The sequence below is a fragment of the Amycolatopsis sp. genome (assembly GCF_035276945.1).
Classification (GTDB): Bacteria; Actinomycetota; Actinomycetes; order Mycobacteriales; family Pseudonocardiaceae; genus Amycolatopsis_E.
In genome coordinates, this window is record NZ_DATELF010000045.1 from 32,236 (window position 1) to 52,868 (window position 20,633).

At 70.3% G+C, this 20,633-nt stretch carries 20 protein-coding genes; 8 read left to right on the forward strand and 12 right to left on the reverse strand.

Annotation, left to right across the window (positions count from 1 at the left end; genetic code table 11):
• Nucleotides 1–2: 2 nt before the first annotated feature.
• Complete coding sequence (locus tag VJT49_RS06090; protein ID WP_324163703.1) at nt 3–1,448, reverse strand: GuaB1 family IMP dehydrogenase-related protein; 1,446 nt, start codon at nt 1,446–1,448, stop codon at nt 3–5.
• Nucleotides 1,449–1,473: 25 nt separating this feature from the next.
• Between VJT49_RS06090 and VJT49_RS06095 the strand changes: the two genes are divergently transcribed.
• The gene (locus VJT49_RS06095; RefSeq protein ID WP_324163704.1) at nt 1,474–1,917 is read left to right on the forward strand and encodes a DUF309 domain-containing protein; all 444 of its coding nucleotides are present in this window, start codon (nt 1,474–1,476) and stop codon (nt 1,915–1,917) included.
• Here the strand turns inward: VJT49_RS06095 and VJT49_RS06100 are convergent.
• The gene (locus VJT49_RS06100) at nt 1,895–2,509 is read right to left on the reverse strand and encodes an MBL fold metallo-hydrolase (RefSeq protein WP_324163705.1); all 615 of its coding nucleotides are present in this window, start codon (nt 2,507–2,509) and stop codon (nt 1,895–1,897) included. The genes VJT49_RS06095 and VJT49_RS06100 overlap by 23 nt on opposite strands.
• Before the next feature lie 118 nt (nt 2,510–2,627).
• On the opposite strand from VJT49_RS06100, the gene VJT49_RS06105 reads away from it, so the two are divergent.
• Nucleotides 2,628–4,172 carry a CehA/McbA family metallohydrolase gene (locus VJT49_RS06105; RefSeq protein WP_324163706.1) on the forward strand — a complete coding sequence of 515 codons (1,545 nt, stop codon included), beginning with the start codon at nt 2,628–2,630 and terminating at the stop codon, nt 4,170–4,172.
• 12 nt (nt 4,173–4,184) lie between these two features.
• Here VJT49_RS06105 and VJT49_RS06110 read toward each other — a convergent pair whose 3' ends face one another.
• Complete coding sequence (locus tag VJT49_RS06110; protein WP_324163707.1) at nt 4,185–5,723, reverse strand: ATP-dependent DNA ligase; 1,539 nt, start codon at nt 5,721–5,723, stop codon at nt 4,185–4,187.
• A gap of 124 nt (nt 5,724–5,847) precedes the next feature.
• Here VJT49_RS06110 and VJT49_RS06115 point away from each other — a divergent pair, with 124 nt between their 5' ends.
• A complete protein-coding gene (locus VJT49_RS06115; RefSeq protein ID WP_324163708.1) occupies nt 5,848–7,341 on the forward strand; it encodes a CYTH and CHAD domain-containing protein in 1,494 nt (497 codons plus the stop codon).
• 82 nt (nt 7,342–7,423) lie between these two features.
• On the opposite strand, the gene VJT49_RS06120 is transcribed toward VJT49_RS06115, so the two are convergent.
• On the reverse strand, nt 7,424–7,978 hold the full coding sequence (locus tag VJT49_RS06120) for a sigma-70 family RNA polymerase sigma factor (RefSeq protein ID WP_324163709.1): 555 nt from the start codon (nt 7,976–7,978) through the stop codon (nt 7,424–7,426).
• 156 nt (nt 7,979–8,134) lie between these two features.
• On the opposite strand from VJT49_RS06120, the gene VJT49_RS06125 reads away from it, so the two are divergent.
• Nucleotides 8,135–8,863: a zf-HC2 domain-containing protein gene (locus VJT49_RS06125; protein ID WP_324163710.1), complete on the forward strand. Its 729-nt coding sequence runs from the start codon at nt 8,135–8,137 to the stop codon at nt 8,861–8,863.
• A 1-nt stretch (nt 8,864) separates the two neighbouring features.
• Here VJT49_RS06125 and VJT49_RS06130 read toward each other — a convergent pair whose 3' ends face one another.
• Nucleotides 8,865–10,259, reverse strand: a complete 1,395-nt coding sequence (locus VJT49_RS06130) for a class II fumarate hydratase (RefSeq protein WP_324163711.1) — start codon at nt 10,257–10,259, stop codon at nt 8,865–8,867.
• A 129-nt stretch (nt 10,260–10,388) separates the two neighbouring features.
• Here VJT49_RS06130 and VJT49_RS06135 point away from each other — a divergent pair, with 129 nt between their 5' ends.
• The gene (locus tag VJT49_RS06135; RefSeq protein WP_324163712.1) at nt 10,389–11,372 is read left to right on the forward strand and encodes an NAD(P)/FAD-dependent oxidoreductase; all 984 of its coding nucleotides are present in this window, start codon (nt 10,389–10,391) and stop codon (nt 11,370–11,372) included.
• A 149-nt stretch (nt 11,373–11,521) separates the two neighbouring features.
• Here the strand turns inward: VJT49_RS06135 and glpX are convergent, their stop codons facing one another.
• From glpX to VJT49_RS06160, 5 genes are all read right to left on the reverse strand, one after another.
• Nucleotides 11,522–12,586 carry a class II fructose-bisphosphatase gene (glpX, locus tag VJT49_RS06140; RefSeq protein ID WP_324163713.1) on the reverse strand — a complete coding sequence of 355 codons (1,065 nt, stop codon included), beginning with the start codon at nt 12,584–12,586 and terminating at the stop codon, nt 11,522–11,524.
• Between the two features lie 69 nt (nt 12,587–12,655).
• On the reverse strand, nt 12,656–12,871 hold the full coding sequence (locus tag VJT49_RS06145; RefSeq protein ID WP_324163714.1) for an exodeoxyribonuclease VII small subunit: 216 nt from the start codon (nt 12,869–12,871) through the stop codon (nt 12,656–12,658).
• A 9-nt stretch (nt 12,872–12,880) separates the two neighbouring features.
• On the reverse strand, nt 12,881–13,288 hold the full coding sequence (locus VJT49_RS06150; protein WP_324163715.1) for a hypothetical protein: 408 nt from the start codon (nt 13,286–13,288) through the stop codon (nt 12,881–12,883).
• A gap of 3 nt (nt 13,289–13,291) precedes the next feature.
• Entirely contained in the window at nt 13,292–14,542 is a 1,251-nt protein-coding gene (xseA, locus tag VJT49_RS06155) for an exodeoxyribonuclease VII large subunit (protein ID WP_324163716.1), read from the reverse strand.
• A complete protein-coding gene (locus VJT49_RS06160; RefSeq protein ID WP_324163717.1) occupies nt 14,539–15,126 on the reverse strand; it encodes a lipid droplet-associated protein in 588 nt (195 codons plus the stop codon). Before VJT49_RS06160 ends, xseA begins: the two co-directional genes overlap by 4 nt.
• A gap of 98 nt (nt 15,127–15,224) precedes the next feature.
• Between VJT49_RS06160 and VJT49_RS06165 the strand changes: the two genes are divergently transcribed.
• Nucleotides 15,225–16,181, forward strand: a complete 957-nt coding sequence (locus VJT49_RS06165; RefSeq protein WP_324163718.1) for a 4-hydroxy-3-methylbut-2-enyl diphosphate reductase — start codon at nt 15,225–15,227, stop codon at nt 16,179–16,181.
• A gap of 200 nt (nt 16,182–16,381) precedes the next feature.
• On the opposite strand, the gene VJT49_RS06170 is transcribed toward VJT49_RS06165, so the two are convergent.
• Nucleotides 16,382–17,392: a DUF6542 domain-containing protein gene (locus tag VJT49_RS06170; protein ID WP_324163719.1), complete on the reverse strand. Its 1,011-nt coding sequence runs from the start codon at nt 17,390–17,392 to the stop codon at nt 16,382–16,384.
• A 274-nt stretch (nt 17,393–17,666) separates the two neighbouring features.
• A complete protein-coding gene (gene rmuC, locus VJT49_RS06175) occupies nt 17,667–18,614 on the reverse strand; it encodes a DNA recombination protein RmuC (protein WP_414635849.1) in 948 nt (315 codons plus the stop codon).
• 430 nt (nt 18,615–19,044) lie between these two features.
• Here rmuC and VJT49_RS06180 point away from each other — a divergent pair, with 430 nt between their 5' ends.
• Both VJT49_RS06180 and VJT49_RS06185 read left to right on the forward strand, forming a co-directional pair.
• Nucleotides 19,045–19,224, forward strand: coding sequence for a hypothetical protein (locus tag VJT49_RS06180; protein ID WP_324163721.1), 180 nt, complete (start codon nt 19,045–19,047; stop codon nt 19,222–19,224).
• Nucleotides 19,225–19,459: 235 nt separating this feature from the next.
• Nucleotides 19,460–20,608 (forward strand): exonuclease SbcCD subunit D, encoded by a 1,149-nt coding sequence (locus tag VJT49_RS06185; protein ID WP_324163845.1) that lies wholly within the window; start codon nt 19,460–19,462, stop codon nt 20,606–20,608.
• Nucleotides 20,609–20,633 lie beyond the last annotated feature (25 nt).

Genomic DNA, 20,633 nt, shown 5'->3' on the forward strand with positions numbered 1-20,633 from the left:
GTTCACCAGCCGGCGGGGAGGGGGCGGCCTTCGGCGAAACCGGCGGCGGACTGGACACCGAGCACCGCGCGTTCGGCGAACTCCTCGGTGGTTCGCGCCCCCGCGTAGGTGAACGCGGACCGGACGCCGGAGCAGATCGAGTCGAGCAGGTCCTCGACTCCCGGCCGGGCCGGGTCGAGCATCATCTTCGACGACGAGATGCCCTCTTCGAACAGGGCCTTGCGGGCGCGGTCGAAGGCGTTGTCGGCCCGGGTCCGGGTCCGGCCGGCCACGGCGCGCTTGGACGCCATGCCGAAGGATTCCTTGTACGGCCTGCCGTTTTCGTCGTAGCGCAGGTCGCCCGGGGATTCGTGGGTGCCCGCGAACCAGGACCCGACCATCACCGCCGACGCCCCGGCGGCCAGGGCCAGCGCGACGTCGCGGGGGTGGCGCACACCTCCGTCGGCCCACACGTGCTTGCCCAGTTCGCGGGCGGCGGCCGCGCATTCGGCCACCGCGGAGAACTGCGGACGCCCGACCCCGGTCATCATCCGCGTGGTGCACATCGCGCCGGGCCCGACGCCGACCTTGACCACGTCGGCTCCGGCGTCGATCAGATCGCGGGTGCCTGCGGCGGTGACCACGTTGCCGGCCACGACCGGCACCCCCGGTGACAGCGACCGGACCGCCTTCAGCGCGGAAATCATCTTCTCCTGGTGCCCGTGCGCGGTGTCCACGACAAGCACGTCCACACCGGACGCGACCACCGCCTCCGCCTTCGCGGCCACATCTCCGTTCACACCGATGGCGGCGGCGACCCGGAGCCTGCCTTCGCCGTCGACGGCCGGTGCGTAGATGTCGGTGCGCAGGGCCGCCGTCGGGGTCAGCACCCCGACCAGCCTTCCGTCACCGTCCACACCCACGGCGAGCCGGGCGCTCGCGGCGTGCAGGTGCTCGTAGACCTCTCGCGCCGGGGTGTCCAGGGTGCAGGTCACCACGGCCGGTATCGCGACCTCGGAAACCCGCGTGAACTGGTCGACTCCCGCGCACGCCTGCTCGTCCACGATGCCCACCGGGCGCCGGTCCTCGTCGACCACCACGACGGCGCCGTGTGCGCGCTTGCCCACCAGATTCAGCGCGTCGGCCACCGCATCGCCGCCGGTCAGCACGAGCGGGGTGTCCCAGACGATGTGCCGGGTCTTGACCCAGGTCACGATGTCGGCGACGGCGGCCGGGTCGACGTCCTGGGGGAGCACGACCAGTCCACCCCGCCGCGCGACCGTCTCGGCCATTCGGCGGCCGGCGACCGCCGTCATGTTGGCCACCACGATCGGGATGGTCGTGCCCGTCCCGTCGGTAGTGGCGAGGTCGACGTCGAAGCGGGACTCCACATCCGACCGGTTCGGCACCAGGAACACGTCGTCGTAGGTCAGATCGTGGGCGGGCCCATGGCCATCGAGAAAACGCACGAGTCCTCAGACTACCCTCGGTCAGGTGGCCGATCGGGATCGGGACGAGCAGGGCCGGGCACGCAACGCGCGCCCGCGCGACGGGCTGGGACGACCACTGCCGTACGGGGCGCCGGGGGTGTCGCGGCAGCCCGAGGGGGTGGTACGGACCCCGGAAGAGACGCTGGCCGAGGCGCAACGGCTGCTTGACGAGGGCAAGCCTTTCCACGCCCACGAGGTTTTCGAGGACGCGTGGAAGTCCACCGAGGGCCCTGAGCGCACCCTCTGGAAGGGCCTGGCGCAGCTGGCCGTCGGCCTGACCCACGCGGCGCGTGGCAACGAAAAGGGTGCGCAGGCACTGCTGGCACGCGGCGCCGACGCCATCGAGCCCTATGCCGGCGCCGCTCCCCACGGCATCGACGTCGCCGGTCTCGTTCGCTGGGCGCGCGCGAAGAATTTCGTCGTGTCTAGTCCCAGCCTCCGGAAGTAGCCTTCTCCTCGGCGATCGTGGTGGACTCGCCGTGTCCGGTGTGGACGGTCGTGGTCCCCGGGAGAGCGAACAGGCGCTCCCGGATCGAACGCACGATGGTCGGATAGTCCGAATAGGACCGACCGGTCGCCCCGGGACCGCCGTGGAAGAGCGTGTCACCGGTGAACACGATCCCGAGCTCCTCCGCGTACAGGCAGACCGCGCCGGGTGCATGCCCGGGCGTGTGCAGCACCTTCAACCCGGTGCCGCCGATCTTCAGGACCTGTCCGTCGGCAAGCTCGGCGTCGGGCGCGCGGTCCGGGTGCGTGAGGTCCCACAGCACCCGGTCGTCCGGGTGCAGCAGGATCGGCGCGCCGGTGCGCTCGGCCAGCTCCGGTGCGGCGTTGACGTGGTCGTTGTGCGCGTGGGTGCACACGATCCCGCGAACGGCTCGGTCGCCCACCGCCTCGGCGATCGCCTCGGCGTCGTGCGCGGCGTCGATGACCAGCACCTCGCGATCGTCGCCGACCAGCCACACGTTGTTGTCGACGTCCCACTTGCCGCCGTCGAGTTCGAAGACCCCGGACGTGACCACGTTCTTCACCATTGCCATGTCTGCACCCTAACTCGCGCGGGCGACGAGCCGCTGGTCAGCCGAATCTGCCCGCGAACCTCCTTCGTTCAGCCAAAAGTTGCCCGATGGTCACGAATGTTTGACACAGTCTGACGGCATGTGCACTGGGGCGGATTGTGGCAGGCCGGATTTCTCCCGGCGCGGATTCCTCACCGCGGCCACGGTCGCGGGCGTGACCACCCTCGGCCCGGTCTCCTTCGCGACCGCGGCGGAGGGCCAGACCTGGACCAAGGTGATCACCGGACATTTCGATCCTGGTACACCGGATTTCGCGTACCTGCCGGTCCAGGTGCCGCCTGGAGCCAACCAGATTTCCGCCGTGTACGGCTACGACAAGCCGACCGTGCCCTCCGGCACCCCGGGGAACGTGTGTGATCTCGGCGTTTTCGACGCGCGGGGGATCGCCCTCGGCGGCGCGGGATTCCGCGGCTGGTCCGGTGGGTTCCGCGACCGGTTCTCGATCAGCGGAACCGAAGCGACCCCGGGCTACCTCCCGGGCGAGATCATGCCGGGCACCTGGCACATCGTGCTGGGCCCGTACACCGTCGCGCCCGGCGGCATGGACTATTGGGTCGAGGTGACGCTCACCTACGGCCCGCCGGGCGCGGCCTACCAACCGAACTACCCGCCGGCCCGGGCCAAGGGCCGGGGCCGCGCGTGGTACCGCGGCGACTGCCACCTGCACACGGTCTACTCGGACGGGCGGCGCCTGCCCGCCGAGGTGGCCGCTGGAGCGCGGGAGGCCAAGCTGGACTTCATCACCTCCACCGACCACAACACCTCCTCGTCCCATGGCGTGTGGGGAAAGTTCGCCGGTGACGATCTGTTGATCATGCTCGGCGAAGAGGTCACCACTCGCAACGGGCACTGGCTCGCGCTGGGGTTGCGGCCCGGCCAGTTCGTCGAGTGGCGGTACCGTTCCCGGGATCACGCGCTCCCGGAGTATCAGCGCGACGTGCACCGTTCCGGTGGGTTGTGCGTGGCCGCGCACCCCTACTGCCCCTGGGTGGCCTGCAACTTCAAGTTCGGTTACACCGGCTTCGACGCGATCGAGGTGTGGAACGGCCCGTGGACCTGGGACGACGAAGCCGCGGTCGCCGAGTGGGACGCGAAACTGGTGGCGGCCGCCCGCGGCGGCGACCGGTGGCTGCCCGCGATGGGCAACAGCGACGCGCACAACCCGGGCAACGTGATCGGCCTGCCGCAGAACGTCGTGCTGGCCGACGCGCTGAGCCGGGACGCGATCCTCGCCGGCCTCCGCGCGGGCCGGACCTGGATCGCGGAGTCGGCCGCGGTCGATCTGTCCTTTGTGGCCACTGGGCCGCGGGGCCGGTCGGCCGGTATCGGTGAGCGGCTCGGTGTGACCGGCGGGGACCGCGTCGCGGTGCGGCTGGACGTGACCGGCGTGCCCAACGGGACCGTCCGGCTGATCACCGATGAGGGCCAGATCCTCCAGCAGAGCCTGCCCGCGAGCGGTTCGGGCACGGTGACCTGGCTGACCACGCCGGACGTGTCGGCCTACGTCCGGGCCGAAGTGCGGCACCCGCAGGCGGACGGCACCCCCGGCGCTCCGGCGCTCTCGCCCGGCCTGAACTTCGGCGCGATGGCCGCGCTGACCAATCCAATCTTCCTTGGGCGGTAAGGCGTTCATCGGTCAGCCTCTCAGGGTGGCCCGTACGGCGTCGATCGTGTCGGCGTCGGCGGGTTCCTTGTCGGGCCGGTACCGCACCACCCTGGCGAACCGCAACGCCACCCCGCCCGGGTAGCGGGTGCTCACCTGGGCGCCGTCGAGCTCGATCTCCACGACCAGTTCCGGTCGCACATGGACGGTCCAGTCGTCGCGCGCGGTCTCGATTTCCTGGAACGTCCTGGTCTGCCAGGCGAGCAGTTCGTCGGTGAGGCCCTTGAACGTCTTGCCCACCATGATCGGCGGCCCGCCGTCGGGATCCCGTGCGCCGAGGTGCAGATTGGACAGATAGCCGGTGCGCCTGCCGTGCCCCCATTCGGCCGCGAGCACGATCAGGTCGAGCGTGTGCGACGGCTTCACCTTCAGCCAGGCCCGGCCCCTGCGGCCCGCGGCGTAGACCGAGCCCAGCGACTTGACCATCACCCCCTCGTGACCGGATGCCAGCGCGGCCTCGAGCACGGATGCCGCGTCGGCCGGTTCGATCTCGCCGGGAATCAGGTGCTCGCCGGCCACCTTTCGCAGCGCCATGTGCCGCTCGCGCAATGGCGCGTCGAGCAGGTCGACGCCGTCGAGGTGCAGGCAGTCGAAGAAGTACGGCCGCAGCAGCAGGGCGCGGAGCTGCTCCTCACGACTGGCCGGCATCTTCGCACCGAACTGGCTGCCGAAGCGGCTCATCGTCTCCTGGAACGGTCGTGGCCTGCCGTCGTCGGTCAGCGCGAGGGTTTCACCGTCGAGTACGACGGATTCGCACGGCAGCGCCCGCACCAGGTCGACCAGTTCGCCGACGTGCGCGGTGATCTCCCGGAGCGTCCTGGTGTAGACGTGCACCTCGTCGCGGTCGACGTGCACCTGTATCCGAGCACCGTCCATTTTGTACTCGACAAGGCGCGCGGCGTGCTCGCCCAGCGCTTCGTCCAGCGACTCCGCCGGGGAAGCCAGCATCGGGCGCAGGGGTCTGCCCAGTTCGAGCCGGAACTCGGCGAGCGCGCGTTCGCCTCCGGTGACCGCAGCCAGCGCGGTGACGGGCAGCCGTCCGGAGAGCATGAACGCCCGGCGCACCGCGTCGGCGGGCACCTCGGCGGCCGTGGCGATGGCGTCGATCATCACGCCTTCCAGCGCGCCCTGGCGCAGCTCGCCGGTGAGTAGCCGGAACAGGAACTCCCGCTCGGCCTCGGTGGCCTTGGCGAACAGCGCGCGCAGGATCTCCGAGCGGCGCCGGGCCGAACCGCTCCCGGACGCGATGGCGACCTCGCCCAGCGCCGTGTCGACCTCGGACACCGTCAACGCGGGCGGTCCGGTCCACGCGTTCGCGCCGAGTTCGGCGAGCGTCCGCCATCCCGTGCCGATCCGGCCCTGGGTGGGCGTGCCGGTCAGGAACGCGACCACGGCCGGGAGTTCGCCCGGCTCGGCGCGGTTCAGCAAGTCCGCGAGCGTGGCGATCTTCGCCTTGCGGGAGCGGGTGGCGGCGAGGGCGGCGGAGGCGGTGACGATGTCGGTGAGCTGCATGGGATCATCATGCCTCGCCCCACCGACAGTTTTCTTCCGGTGACCGCCGGCAGGGGCGGGCAGACAGGCCGTTCCGCGACTCCGGAGGAAGTTTCGCTTCAGCGGCGGCGGGCATCCCGGGGAAATGAGCGTGGTGCCACTGGTGATTCGCGAGCGGGAACGGAAATTCGACCTCGATCCCGGACGCGCGCTGCCACACTTGACCGGAGTGGGGCCGGTAGCCGCCCAGCGGGAGCCGGTGCGGGCGATCCTCGACGCCGCCTATTTCGACACCCACGACTACCGCCTGCTCAGGGCGGGTATCACGCTGCGCAGACGGAGCGGGGACGCCGACGCGGGATGGCATCTGAAACTTCCGGCCGGCTCGGGTGCCCGCGACGAGGTTCAACTGCCGATGGATGCCGGTGACAACGTCCCGGCCGAACTGATCGAGCGCGTACGCGCCGAGGTCGGCACGGAGAGCCTCACCGAAGTCGCGCATCTGCGGACCGAGCGCTACAGCTACGACCTCGTCGACCGGTCCGGACGGCGGGTGGCGGTACTGACCGACGACCAGGTCACCGGGGAGACCGGCGGGCCGGTCGCGCATCTGGACGGGTGGCGTGAGCTGGAGATCGAGCTGGCCCAGGCGGTACCGCCCGACCTGCTGGACGACCTGAGCGAGGCCCTGGTCGCTTCGGGTGCCCGGCCGGGGCACTGGCCGTCGAAGCTACGCCGGCTGCTCGCCGACGTGCTCGCGGACAGGGCCCGGGTGGACCGGCGGTCGACGGCCGGCGAGGTGATCCTGGCCTATCTGCGTGCTCAGGTGGACGCGGTACGGCGCCACGACCTCGGCGTGCGCCGTGACGAGGAGGACGCCGTCCACCAGTTGAGGGTCGCGATGCGCCGCCTGCGAAGCTTGTTCACCAGCTACCGCAGGGTGCTCGACCGCGAGCGCACGACGCCCATCGCGGAAGAGCTGAGGTGGGCAGGCCAGGTGTTGTCCGACGCCCGCGACATCGAGGTCATGCGTGAGGTGCTCGCTCAGCAGGTGTCCTCGGTCGGTGAGGCTCTGGACGTCGAAAGCGCCAGCGCCGCACTGACCCGGCATTTCGAGCAGTCCACCCGTGAGGCGCGTGCCGCTGCCCTCGATGTGCTCAACGGCCACCGGTATGCGTCGCTTCTCGGCTCGCTGGAGGCAACGGCCGCCGAACCGCCACTCACTCCGCACGCCGAGAGCGCGGCGCGAGACGAGCTCAGCCGAGCGATCAGGCGAGCTCACCGACGGCTGACCAACGCCGTCAGCGCCCTGGACCACGCGCAAAACGGCGAGGAGCTCGACGCGGGACTGCACGAGGTCCGCAAAAAGGCCAAGCAAGCCCGCTACACCGCGGAAGCCGCCCTCCCCGCGTTCGGACGCCGGTTACAGCGCTGGCGTAGAGCGGCGAAGGCGACACAAAGCACGCTGGGCGACCACCATGACCTGGTCGCCTGCCGCGCGTTGCTGCGCCAACTCGCCGCAGGCGAGGCGGCACCGGACGCGTTCGTTTTCGGAGCGCTCCACGAGCGCGCGCTGGCTCTCGGCGCGGAGCTGCACGAACGCTTCATCCAGCAATGGCAGGCGACTCCACGACCCTGAGCCCCACCGTCGCGCCACGCCGCAAAGCGTCACCCAGGTACTCCCGCCCGAAGAAGGCCACATACTCGTGGCCGCGGCCGAGTCAGCCGTGCGACGCCTTGCCCCCGCTCGCGGTCATCGCGGCGGTGAGCTCCTCGCGTGCCCGGAACACTCGTGAGCGGATGGTGCCGACCGCGCACTCGCAGACCTCCGCGGCGTCCGAATAGGACAATCCGATCACCTGGGTGAGCACGAAGGCTTCGCGGCGCTCCGGCTCCAGGTCGTCGATCAGCCGCCGGAGCACGACGAGCCTGCCGTGGTCGGGGGCATGCGTGCCGTTCCGCTCGACGGTCGCGGCCCAGTCCCCGACCTGGCTGGTCACCGGCCTGCGCCGGGCCGTGCGCAGATGATCGGCCGCGACCCGCCTGGCGATCGCCAGCAGCCACATCCGGGCGGGCGACCGGCCCTCGTAGGAGGGCAGGGCGGCGAAGGCACGCAGGTAGGTCTCCTGCGTGAGGTCCTCGGCGACCGCCGGGCTCGACAGGTAGGACAGCAGCCGGTGCAACTGGTGCCGGGTCACCGCGACGAACCGTTCCGCCGCGGCGCGGTCGCCGTGGGCGGCACGGAACGCGTACCCGGTGATCTCCTCATCGTCCACGGCGGTCCCTCTCGTGCAGTGTCGAGCGCTTACCTGAATGTACGGACGAGTGCTCGGCCGGGATCAACGCAACATGGCGCCAGCATGAATTCGGCCTGTCCGGGACGATCCGAGCAGTGCGGGAACTATTCGCCCGCGGCGGGCGACAATGGTGATATGGACTGTGCGACCGCACGTGAGGCGATCTCCGCGACATTGGACGGTGAGGACCCCGGGGTCGAACCGGCCGCGCTGGACCTGCACGTCGACGGCTGCCCGGCGTGTGCGTCGTGGCGAGACGACGCCGCGGCGGTTACGCGGCTGGCCCGGCTCGCCCCGGCGGGCGAAACCCCGGACGTCACCGCCGAGGTGGTCAGCCATTTCTCGCTGCCCACTCGCCTTCGGTCGGTCGACTGGGGCCGGTGGGCGCTCGTCTTCGCCGCGGTTTCCCAGTTCTCGATCGTGGTTTCGATGCTGTTGCTGCCGCAGCCGATGGGCGACGGGATGTCGATCGCGCCCAGCTCGCATCTCGAGCACGAGGCGGCCGCGTTCAACTTCGCGGTCGCCGTCGCACTGCTGTGGGTGGCCGCCCGGCCCAACCGGGCCCGCAGCCAGCTTCCGGTGCTGCTCAGCTTCGCGGTCCTGCTCGTGTCGCTGTCCCTTGTGGACATAGTCTCGGGGCACGTCGGGTGGTACCGGCTGGCCAGCCACATCCCGTTGCTGATCGGGGTGCTGTGCACCGTGCTGATCGGCGGCCGGGACAGCCGGTGGCCGTGGCCGGGCAACCGCGCTTCCGGCCACCGGGCGCGGCGGGCGGGTACCGGCCGGACCCAGGACGAGGCCGCTCCGACCGCGTCCGGCTCGCGGCACTACCGGCCACCCGCCGCGTGGCGAGACGTGGCCTGACTCAGCCGCGGCGTGCCATGCGGAGGACATCGAGGGCCTCGTCGAGCTGGGCCTCGGTCAGTTTGCCGTTCGCCACATGACCCCGCTCGACGACCACCTCACGGATCGTCTTGAGTTCCTTCAGCGCCTGCTTCGCCACCGCCGCCGCCTCCTCGTAACCGAGGTAGCGGTTGAGCGGCGTCACGATCGACGGCGAGCCCTCCGCGTAGGTCTTGAGCCGGTCGACGTTCGCGGTCACCCCGGCGAACACCTTGTCCGCCAGCAATCGCGACACCGCCGCGAGCAGCCGCGCCGACTCGAGCACGTTGCGGGCGATCACCGGAAGGTTGACGTTGAGCTGGAAGTTGCCCTGCGCACCGGCGTAGGCGACGGCGGCGTCGTTGCCGATCACCTGGGCAACCACCTGCAGGGTCGCTTCCGGGATCACCGGGTTCACCTTGCCGGGCATGATCGACGATCCCGGCTGGAGGTCGGGCAGGGCCAGCTCGGCCAGGCCGGTGCGCGGGCCGGAGCCCAGCCACCGGAGGTCGTTGGCGATCTTGTTCAGCGAGACGGCCACCGTGCGCAGCTGTGCCGAAGCCTCCACCACGCTGTCCTGCGTGGCCTGCGCCTCGAAGTGGTTACGTGCTTCGGTGAGCGGGAGGCCAGTCACCCTCGCCAGCTCCTCGGCCACCGCCGCCCCGAAGCCGTCGGGAGCGTTCAGCCCGGAACCGACGGCCGTGCCGCCGATGGGCAGTTCGCCGAGCCGCGGCAGGCAGCTCCGCAGCCGTTCGACGCCGAACCGGACCTGCGCCGCCCACGCGCCCGCCTCTTGACCCAGCGTGATGGGCACCGCGTCCATCAGATGCGTGCGCCCGGATTTGACCACGTTCCGCCACTCCCCGGCCCGGCCCTCGATGGTCTCGGCCAGGTGCTCCAGCGCGGGGATGACGTCGGTCAGCAGCGCCTCGGTCGCGGCGACGTGAATGGTGGTCGGGAAGGTGTCGTTCGACGACTGGGACGCGTTGACGTGGTCGTTCGGGTGCACGTCCACGCCGAGCTTCCGGGTGGCCAGCGTCGCGATCACCTCGTTGGCGTTCATGTTCGACGAGGTGCCGGAACCGGTCTGGAACACGTCGATCGGGAAGTGCTCGTCGTAGCTGCCTTCGGCCACCTGGTCGGCGGCCTCGGCGATCGCGTCGGCGACTTCCGAATTCAGCACGCCGAGGCGGGCGTTGACTCGGGCGGCGGCGGCCTTGAGCAGGCCGAGCGCGCGGATCTGGGCGCGTTCGAGGCCCCGGCCGGAGATCGGGAAGTTGTCCACGGCCCGCTGGGTTTGTGCCCGGTACAGCGCCTCGACGGGCACCTTCACCTCGCCCATCGTGTCGTGTTCGATCCGGTATTCCTGTTCTGCCATGACGCCAGTTTCGCGCAGCGCGCGGGCGTTCGCCGCATGTGTTCGACCACCGGGAGCGCGACTCGCGCGAGTGGGTAAGCCGTGGCGCATTTCACGCAGTTGACGTACCTGGAGTGGTTAGATCACGGCATGAGCGCGCCTAACGACGACTTGTCCGTCGATGTGCTGATCGTCGGCGCAGGGCCGACCGGGCTGTTCGCCGGCTACTACGCCGGTTTCCGCGGCCTGACGATGGCCATCGTCGATTCGCTGCCCGAGCCGGGCGGGCAGGTGACCGCGATGTACCCGGAGAAGATGATCTACGACGTCGGCGGCTTTCCCGCCGTGCGCGGACGAGATCTGATCAAGGGGCTCGTCGAGCAGGTCGCGCCCTGGAATCCCGTCTACCTGCTGGGCCGCAAGGCCGAGCGGCTCATCTCCACCGGTTCCGGACTGGACGTCGTGCTCGACGGCGGCCAGGTGGTGCACGCGGGCGCGGTGCTGATCACCGCGGGGATCGGCGAGTTCACCCCGCGGCCGCTGCCCGCCGGCGATGGCTGGCTCGGCCGCGGCATGGTCCACTTCGTGCCCTCGCTGGCCGCGCACGCCGGGCAGGACGTGATCGTCGTCGGCGGCGGGGACTCGGCGTTCGACTGGGTGCTGGCACTCCACCCGGTGGCCTCCAGCGTCACCCTGGTGCATCGGCGAACCAAGTTCCGGGCGGCCGAGTCCATCGTTCGCGAGGCGCGGGAACTGGGCGTGCGGATCATCACCGACGCCGAGGTCACCGAACTGCGCGGCAACGGGGCGTTGACCGAGGTGGTCGTCCACGCCAAGGGCGGCGAGCCGGTGGTACTGCCGGCGCAGACCGTGGTGGCGGCGCTGGGGTTCACCGCCGACCTCGGCCCGATCGAGAACTGGGGCCTCAAGATCGACCGCAGGTCCATCGCCGTCGACTCCACCATGGCCACCGGCCGGGATCGCGTGTACGCGGCCGGTGACGTCGCCGCCTACCCGGGCAAGGTCAAGCTGATCGCCACAGGGTTCGGCGAGGCGGCGACGGCGATCAACAACATCGCCGTCGCGCTCGACCCCGAAGCACATCTCTTCCCCGGCCACTCCAGCGGCGGCTGAACTCCTCCCGCGGTGGCCGCGATCGCGTCGACAGGGCGCTCCTCACCACGTCGGGTGACGCCGTTCGAATGGGCGCCCTGCCGCCCCGACAGTGGAACAGGGCGGGCCTTGTAGTCGCCTCGATTATCGGGTTTCAAGCGCGGGAGGGCTCACGGGAGCGGCGGGACCGGGGCGTTTTCGTCGTCCAACTCCCCCAACTGGCCGTCGAAGTCGACCGACGAGTAGGCGCGCAGCTTGGTCAACCGGTGGTAGCCGTCGATCATCCGGACGGTGCCGGACTTGGACCGCATCACGATGGACTGAGTCGTCGCGCCGCCCTCCCGGTAGTGCACACCGCGCAGCAGGTCGCCGTCGGTAACACCGGTTGCGCAGAAGAACACGTTGTCGCCACGCACGAGGTCGTCCGTGGTGAGGACCCGGTCCAGGTCGTGCCCCGCGGCCAGCGCCTTCTCGCGCTCGGCGTCGTCCTTCGGCCACAGCCTGCCCTGCAACTCACCGCCGAGACACTTCATCGCGCACGCCGCGATGATCCCTTCGGGCGTGCCGCCGACGCCGAGCAGCAGGTCGACGCCGGTGGTCGGCCGGGCCGCGGCGATCGCGCCCGCGACGTCACCGTCGGAGATGAACCGGATCCGGGCGCCGGCGTCCCGGACCTCCTTGACCAGCCGCTCGTGCCGCGGCCGGTCGAGGATGCAGACCGTCACGTCGGAAACACCGCTGTTCTTGGCCTTGGCGACGCGGCGAATGTTCTCCGCGACCGGCGCCGACAGATCCACCGATCCCGCGGCCTCCGGCCCGACGGCGAGCTTTTCCATGTAGAACACCGCGGACGGGTCGAACATCGCACCGCGTTCGGCGACCGCGAGCACGGCGAGCGCGTTCGGCATGCCCTTGGCCATCAGGGTGGTGCCGTCGATGGGATCCACCGCGACGTCGCAGTCGGGACCGTCGCCGTTGCCGACCTCCTCGCCGTTGTAGAGCATCGGCGCCTCGTCCTTCTCGCCCTCGCCGATGACCACCACCCCGCGCATGGAGACGGTCGAGATGAGCTGGCGCATGGCGTCCACCGCGGCGCCGTCGCCTCTGTTCTTGTCACCCTTGCCGACCCACCGGCCGGCCGCCATCGCCGCGGCTTCCGTCACGCGCACCAGCTCCATGGCCAGGTTGCGGTCCGGAGCCTCCTTGAGTCTGGATGTGCTGGGGGACTGGGACATCGCTGCCTCCTGCCTGCTAGACGGACAACGATTCTCCCAGAATTGTCCCGTATCGCAGGGCGACGGTGGTCACCCCTCGTCGCCGTTTTCGTCCTCTACGGACTTGAGCGCGGCCTCGATACGTTCCCTCGCACCTTCGAGATGCCGCTCGCACACCTTCGTGAGGTGCTCGCCCTTCTCCCAGAGGGCAAGCGACTGCTCCAAGGACAGCCCACCCGTCTCGAGTTCGCGCACGACCTCGACCAGCTGGTCACGGGCCTGTTCGTAGCCGATTTCCTCGCTCACGTGCGCACACTACTGGTTTTTCGCGGGCCTCGTGTGAACGGTGCCGTGCCGTTGGTTGCGCGCCGCCACGACCACGGTCGCCATCGCGTGGTCGTATCCGGCGAACGCCCGCGCGAATTCGGAACCGTCACCTTCGATGATGGCTTCCTCGATACAGCCCTGCGCGTGCGCCACCCGGCGCCGGTAACCGGTGCCTTCGGTGAACCACCAGCGTGTACCGGCCAGGTCGCGGGTCGCCTGGGACAACTGCCGCAGCCGCGTGTCCAGCCCCCACCGTTTGGCCGAAGCACAACCACCCAGCAGCGAGGCCCAGCACGCGTTGGCCGCGGCTTCGGCCTCCGCGGCCCGCCGGAGCACGGTATGCGCCCCGGTCTTCGCCGCGGCGTCCGTGGTGAGCGGGAGGAACGTCGCGCGCACTTCCTACTCTCCTGGTTCGCTGGTCTTGGTGACCGCGTGCACGGCGCCGTCGACGACGCGCACGCGCAGCGGAGTTCCCTCCGCCACTTGAGAGATGGATCGGAGCACCTGGAGGTTGCCTTCGGCGTCGGGATACTGCACGACGGTATAGCCGCGAGCCATCGTCGCCGCTGGTCCGAGCGCGGTCAGCCGTGCCCTGGCGGAGGCGATCGCGGCCTGCTCGGTGGACAGTGTGCCGAAAATCGCCCGACGGGCGCGTTCGCGGTGCGACTCGACGTCTTCGGCGCGCCGCTCGATCGGGCCGAGCGGATCGGCGAGCACCGGGCGGCTGCGTAACTGGTCGAGCAGTCGGCACTGCGTGTCCACCCAGCCGTGCAGCGCGCGGCGGGCGCGGTCCCGGAGCTGGTGCACGCGCGCGGTCTCCTCCTTGACGTCGGGCACGATCCGCTTGCCCGCGTCGGTCGGTGTCGAGCAGCGGAGATCCGCGACGTGATCGAGCAGCGGTGTGTCGGGTTCGTGCCCGATCGCGCTGACCACCGGCGTGCCCGCCGCGGCCACGGCCCGGCACAACGCCTCGTCGGAGAAGGGCAGCAAATCCTCCACACTGCCGCCGCCACGGGCGATCACGATCACGTCGATATTCGGGTCGGAGTCCAAAATCGACAGTGCTTTTCGGATCTGCGGGACGGCTGTGGGGCCCTGGACGGCGGTGTTGACCACCTGGATGCGCGCGGCGGGCCAGCGCGCGTGCGCGTTGGCCAGCACGTCGTGTTCCGCCGCCGAAGCGCGCCCGGTGATCAGACCGATTCCCTTGGGCAGGAACGGAAGCCTGCGCTTGCGTTCCGGCGCGAACAGGCCCTCGGCGTCGAGCAGCCTTCGCAGCCGTTCGATCCGGGCAAGCAGTTCCCCGATGCCGACCGCGCGGATCTCCGTGGCCCGCAGGCTGATCGTGCCGCGGCCGAGGAAGAACGTCGGCTTGGCGTAGATCACCACGCTCGCGCCGTCCCGCAGCGGCGGCTCGATGGTCCGGACCAGCCGCATCGGGCAGGTGACCGTCATCGACACGTCGGCGGACGGGTCGCGCAGGGTGAGGAAGGCGGTTTGGGTGCCGGGGCGCGCCGAGATCTGGGTGACCTGACCCTCCACCCAGACCGCGCCGAGCCGGTGGATCCAGTCCGCGATCTTCCTGGCCACCGTGCGGACCGGCCAAGGGTGCTCAGCGCTCGTCTGCTCTCTGGCTGTTTCAGCGGTCACTGAGCGCCGTCGTCCGCGGTGCCTTCGCCGAGCCGCTGCACGTTGCCGATCCGCCGGGTGAGCATGCCGACGAACGACGGCCGGTTGGCGTGCGCGCGCTCGTAGGCCAACAGCTCCTCGAGCTGTTCCAGCGAGAAGCGGCGCAGCCGGGCGCGTAGCTGCGGCAGGGAGAGCTCGTCGTAGTTGGCCAGGCCCACCGGGCCGAGTACGGCCTCGGGATCGATCGTGCTGTCGAACTCACCCTCGGTGTGGTCCTCGGCCAGCGCGCGCTCCTCCTGTTCCCAGGGGTCACGGGCGGCAACGGCGTCAGAGCGATGGCCGTTCGTGCTGGCCTGCGGCTCGATGTCCTCATCGAAGGTGGCCCAGCTCGGCGTCTCCTCGACCGGGCGGAACGAGGAGAGGGCCTGATCGCCCTTGATCGCCAGCTCGGTGACCTGCTGCTGCACGCGCATGGAGAACTGCAGTGCCCGGGACAGCACGGTGACGGGGAGGCCGAGCAACTGCCTGGGCAGCTCACGGGCGCGCTCGGCGGCGGCCATGGCGAGGCCCGCGGCGACTCGGAGAGGAAGCGGGAGCGGCTTCATGCATACAGCCTGCCGCATGTGGGCCATCCTGCCCAAACGACCTTCCCCCGGGTCGGCGTGATCGGCCACACACTTCGACGGCCCGTACCATGGGAACCATGACTGGAGCGACCCCCGTCAAGCGCGTACTTCTGGCCAAGCCGCGTGGTTACTGCGCGGGTGTCGATCGCGCCGTGATCGCCGTGGAGAAGGCACTCGAGCTCTACGGCCCGCCGGTGTACGTCCGCAAGGAGATCGTGCACAACCGGCACGTCGTCGAGACGCTGCGTGAGCGAGGGGTCATCTTCGTCGATGAGACCTCCGAGGTGCCCGAGGGAGCGCTGGTCGTGTTCTCCGCGCACGGCGTCTCCCCGGCCGTGCACGTCGAAGCCGCCGAACGCAACCTGCGCACGATCGACGCGACCTGCCCGCTTGTGACGAAGGTGCACAAGGAGGTCAACCGGTTCGCCAAGGACGACTACGACATCCTGCTGATCGGCCACGAGGGCCACGAGGAGGTCGAGGGCACCGCGGGCGAGGCACCGGACCATGTGCAGCTCGTCGACACCGCCGAGGATGCCGCGAAGGCTCAGGTGCGGGACCCGTCCAAGGTGGTGTGGTTGTCCCAGACGACGCTGAGTGTCGACGAGACCATGGAGCGGGTCGAGCAGCTGCGGGAACGATTCCCGAACCTGGCCGACCCGCCGAGCGACGACATTTGTTACGCGACTTCGAACCGGCAGGGCGCGGTCAAGGCGATGGCCGCGGAATGCGACCTGGTGCTCGTGGTCGGCTCGCGCAACTCGTCGAACTCCAAGCGCCTTGTCGAGGTGGCTTTGCAAGCCGGAGCCCGGGACGCGCACTTGATCGACTTCGCACGCGAGGTGGACGAGTCGTGGCTGGACGGCGTCGGCACAGTCGGCGTGACGAGTGGTGCCTCCGTGCCGGACGTGCTGGTGATGGAACTGCTGCGGTGGCTCGCCGAGCGCGGCTGGGCCGACGTCGAAGAGGTCACCACGGCCAGCGAGAAGATCGCGTTCGCCCTGCCGCGTGAGCTCCGGAAAGTGAGCAGCTGAGCCTTCCCGGCGCCCCAGCCGTCTTCGGTCGCGACCCAAAGTGACGGTCGGCGGGACTCACCAGTCGGGAAGGTCGGACTCAGTCGTGGCGAAGGTGCGGCTCGCGCTGCGCGGAAGTTGGACTCGCGTGTTGCGGAAGTTGGACTCGCGTGTTGCGGAAGCGGGACTCGGGTGTCGCGGAAGCGGGACTCGCGGTGGGGTCAGGGTTCGTCGTCCCAGGGGCGGCGGCGCGGGGGTGGGGGGTTCTGGCGGGGACCGCGGCGCGGGTCGCCAGGGGGACCACCGCGTTGATCGCCGCCACGGGGTGGCACGCGGCGTTGCCGGTCGGCGCCGGGCTGGCCACCGGATCGGCGACGGTCCAGGTCGTCGGGTGCCGCACCGCGCGGACGGCGGCCGGAGGGAGGCGGGGTCTTGCCGGTCCGGGCCGGGGGTTCGCCACGGCGCGGGCCTTCGTCTCCGGGCTGCCGTCGCGCGGGGGGTGGTAGCGGACTTTCGCCCGTAGACCGGCGCTGCGCGCCGCCACGTCCCTCAGACGGCCGCTGCCCGCGAGTCGGGGTCTCCCGGCCGGGGCGACCCTGACGCGGGCGAGCCTCGTCCGCGGCGCGGCCCTGGCCGTCCGCCGAGCGTCCCGGACTCTCGCCCCCGCGACCCTGGCTGTCGCCGGCACGCCCGTTCTCCCGGAGGCGTCCCTGGTTCGACGGACGCTTCGGCCCGGTCGGCCCCCCGGACTTCTTCGTCTTCACCGGCGGATTGGGATCGCGCTGCCGGTAGAGCCGGAAGATGCCGATGGCGAGGGTGCATCCCGTGGTGATCGCCATCGTGGGGAAGCCGTTGATCAGCGGCGTCGCGACCGCCAGTGCCTTGGAGAGGGTGTCGCTGCTGGACGGCAGCCCGGAGACCAGCAGCACCACCCCGGGCACCGTGATGGCCAGGATGAGCGGTGGTTGCACCATCGGCCCGAACAGGCTCCGGCGCTGGACCACGCAGATCGCGCTCACCGAGCCGACGAAATACGCGATCTTGAACACCCAGCCGAGCGTGTTCTGCGTCTGAATGTCGACAACGGCGCCAACCACGGCGAGGCCGAACGCGAGCAGTACCGCGGCCCACCAGGGCAGGCCGCGCCGGGCACCGAAGATGGCACGAGCGTCCCAGGGCGCGGCAACCTCGTCGGCGTCAGGATCGCTCGCGCGATCGCGTAGGGCGGTCACGAGGGAACACCGTAACTCGTACTGGACGTCAACCGCCTGCCACTCCTTGGAGTTGGGCCTTGGGCCACTTCGTCAGGCCAGGTCAGGTCCCTCTCTATCAGGGGTTTTACGGCATGTCCGACTTGTTGGCAACCTGCCTGTTGCAGCGAATTTTCGTTCGATTGGTTTCGACCATTCGTCCCTTCAGGTGTGTTCGTTCTCGCCGTCCGGGTGCGCCCTGCCGCCCCGTGCCCGGGAGGTTCGTCCCTTAGACCGCGCCCACCAGGGCGAACGATCAGCTTGCGGCCATTTCGTCTCCCTTCCTGATGATCGGGATCTCCACCGGGCTTCCCGACGCTTCGGTCAGCGGCGCCACCGAGGCGCGGAACCCCTCCAGCGCGTCCAGCTCCCGCCGCCGGGCCGACAGGAACCGCTGCAGATGAGTGCTGGAGAGGTTGACCGCCTCCACCGCCGCGCCCGCCGCCCGGTGTGCCGCGGCCGCGCCCGCCCGCACCCGTTCGACGTCCTCGACCACGGCCCGCTCACTCGCCGCGAACATCGCCGCCGAAGCGAGCACCGCGAATCCGGTGGGCCCGCACAGGAAGACCCGCCGGTCGAGCATCCAGCGCAGCAGTTCGGGGTCGGTGTCGAGGGCGGCCACCACGGCCGCGTCGGAGGGGACGAACATGATCGTGCCGTAGATCGCGTCCGCCCATCGCTGGTAGCCTTTGCCCGCCAACTCCGCGGCCCGGGACCGTAGGTTGCGGACGTGCACTCGGAGGGCGTCGAGCCGTTCGTCGGCGTCGTCGGTCTCCACCGCCTCCGCCCAGCAGGCGAGGCTGGCCTTGGCATCCACCGGAACGGTGCGGTCGCCGCCGACCCGCAGCACCATGTCCGGCTTCGCCGCGCCGCCGCCTGCCAGGTCGGTCTGCAGGGTGAAATGCAGGCCCTCACGCAGCCCGAGCGCCCGTGCGGTCTCCACGAGTACCTGCTCACCGAGCTCACCCCGGCCACTGATCGAGGCGAACACCACCTCGTAGCGGCGGAGCGCGACCTGTTGCTGATCCACGCGTGAGCGTTCGGCCTCGACCTGCCGGGCGGCCGCGTCCGCCCGGCGCACGCTGTCGGTGTACAGGCGCCACAGCAGGACGACCGCCACCACCAGCACCACGGCGACGGCCACGGCCGCCGTGCTGATCACGGGGGATGCCACTTCCGTTCCTCCCTTCCCGGTCCTGGCCATCATGGCGCAGACCACCGACAAAAATGGGCGGCCTAACGTAGCGAGGTGATCCCCGACCTTCTGCGCCGTGCCCTGACCGACACCGCTGACCTGGGGCTGCGTCCGTTGCCGGGCGTGGCACAAGCCTTGCAGGAGGAACTTGCGCCGCCGCCTTGGCTGGCCTCGCGTCTTCGCAGGGGGTCTGGGGCTTGCCCCCAGGCGGGGTCCGGGGGTTGGCCCCCAGCGGGCAGGGTTCACGACGTGGCTTGCCAGTTGGCCGATCGGGCCGAACAGCACTACCCGCCGTGGAGTTCGACCGGCGGGCGGTCCTGTTCGGTGCGGCCACCCACGACACCGGGAAGATCGATCACCCCGGCGAACTGTCCGGACCTGGTTCGGACCACGAGCAAGCCGGCTGCGACTTGTTGCGGGCGCGCGGCGTCAGGAGGATTTGGCGCGGACCCACGCCTCCCGGGCGGCGGCCGAAGTGGACCTCGAAGACCTGCTGGTGAGCCTCGCCGACAAGATCTGGAAGGCGAAACGCGTCCCTGACCTCGAGCAGGTGGTGACCCGCACGCCTCGCGGCCGGGAGCGGCCAGGAGCCATGGGAAGTGTTCATGGCGCTGGATGAGGTGCTCGACCGGATCGCGGCGTACGCCGACCGGCGGCTGGCCTTCCGGACCCGCTAGCCCCGTTCTCCGCAGATGGACACGTTTCGGCTGGTCAGCGGGCTGCACCACGATGATCTCTTGGGTATCACCGCAGGTCCGAGGCTCATGTGCGGAATACCCGGCCGGCCGATCGCCGGACGACCACTTCGGCGTGGTGCCGCGGCTCCGGGAGGCAGGAGCCCTAACTTGGGCGCCGTGAGATTCCTGCACACCTCCGACTGGCACGTCGGGCGCACCTTCCACGGCGTCGATCTGCTCGCCGAGCAGGACGCCGTGCTCGGGCACATCGCGGACCTGGTGGCCGTGGAGGCGGTCGACTTCGTGCTGGTCGCGGGCGACGTGTACGACCGCGCGGTGCCGTCCGCGGAGGCGGTGCAGGTCGCCACTCGCGCGATGAGCAGGATTCGCCGCGCCGGGGCGGAACTCGTCATCACGCCGGGTAACCACGACTCGGCGGCCAGGCTCGGCGCGTTCGGTGAGTTCGCCGCGGCGGGCGGTCTGCACCTGCGTACCGAGATCGCCCGGATCGGCGAGCCCGTGCTGGCCGAGGACGCGTACGGGCCGGTCGCGATCTACGGAATCCCTTATCTGGAGCCGGAACCCGCGCGGTACGCGCTGGGTGTGCCGGAGGCGGCGGGACACACCGGAGTCCTGACCGAGGCGATGGACCGGGTCAGAGCCGATCTGGCGCGCCGGGCGCCGGGAACCCGTTCGGTCGTACTCGCGCACGCCTTCGTCAGCGGGGGCAAGGGAACCGATTCCGAGCGACCGATCGTCCGGGGCAATGTGGAACTGGTCGGCCGCGAGGTCTTCGACGGTGTCGACTATGTCGCGTTAGGACATCTGCACGGTCCGCAGACCCTCGCCGAGCACGTGCGGTACTCGGGTAGTCCGCTCGCGTACTCGTTTTCCGAAGCGGCGCAACGGAAATCGGTGTGGCTGGTGGACTTCGACCGCGCGGGCGCCGCCGAGGTGCGGCGGCAAGAGCTGCCGGTGCCGCGCAGGCTGGCGAAACTGTCCGGCAGGCTCGAACAGCTGTTGATCGCCGAAGAGCACAGCGAGCTGCTGGACTGCTACCTGTCGGTGACGCTCACCGATCCGGTCCGTCCCGTCGACGCGATGCGGCGGCTGCGGGAGCGCTTTCCGTTCGCGGTGCACCTGGACTGGCAGCCGGAGAACGGGAACCTTTCGGCCGCGCTTCGGTATGCGGAAGCGGTCCGAGGCCGTTCGGACAGTGAAATCGCCGACAACTTCCTGGCCGACTGCCGCGGCGCGCCGCCTAACGAGCGTGAGGCGGGGTTGCTCCGGCGTGCACTGGAAACCGCGGGCACGGGAGACCACTGACATGCCGCGAAGCTCTGGTGAATCG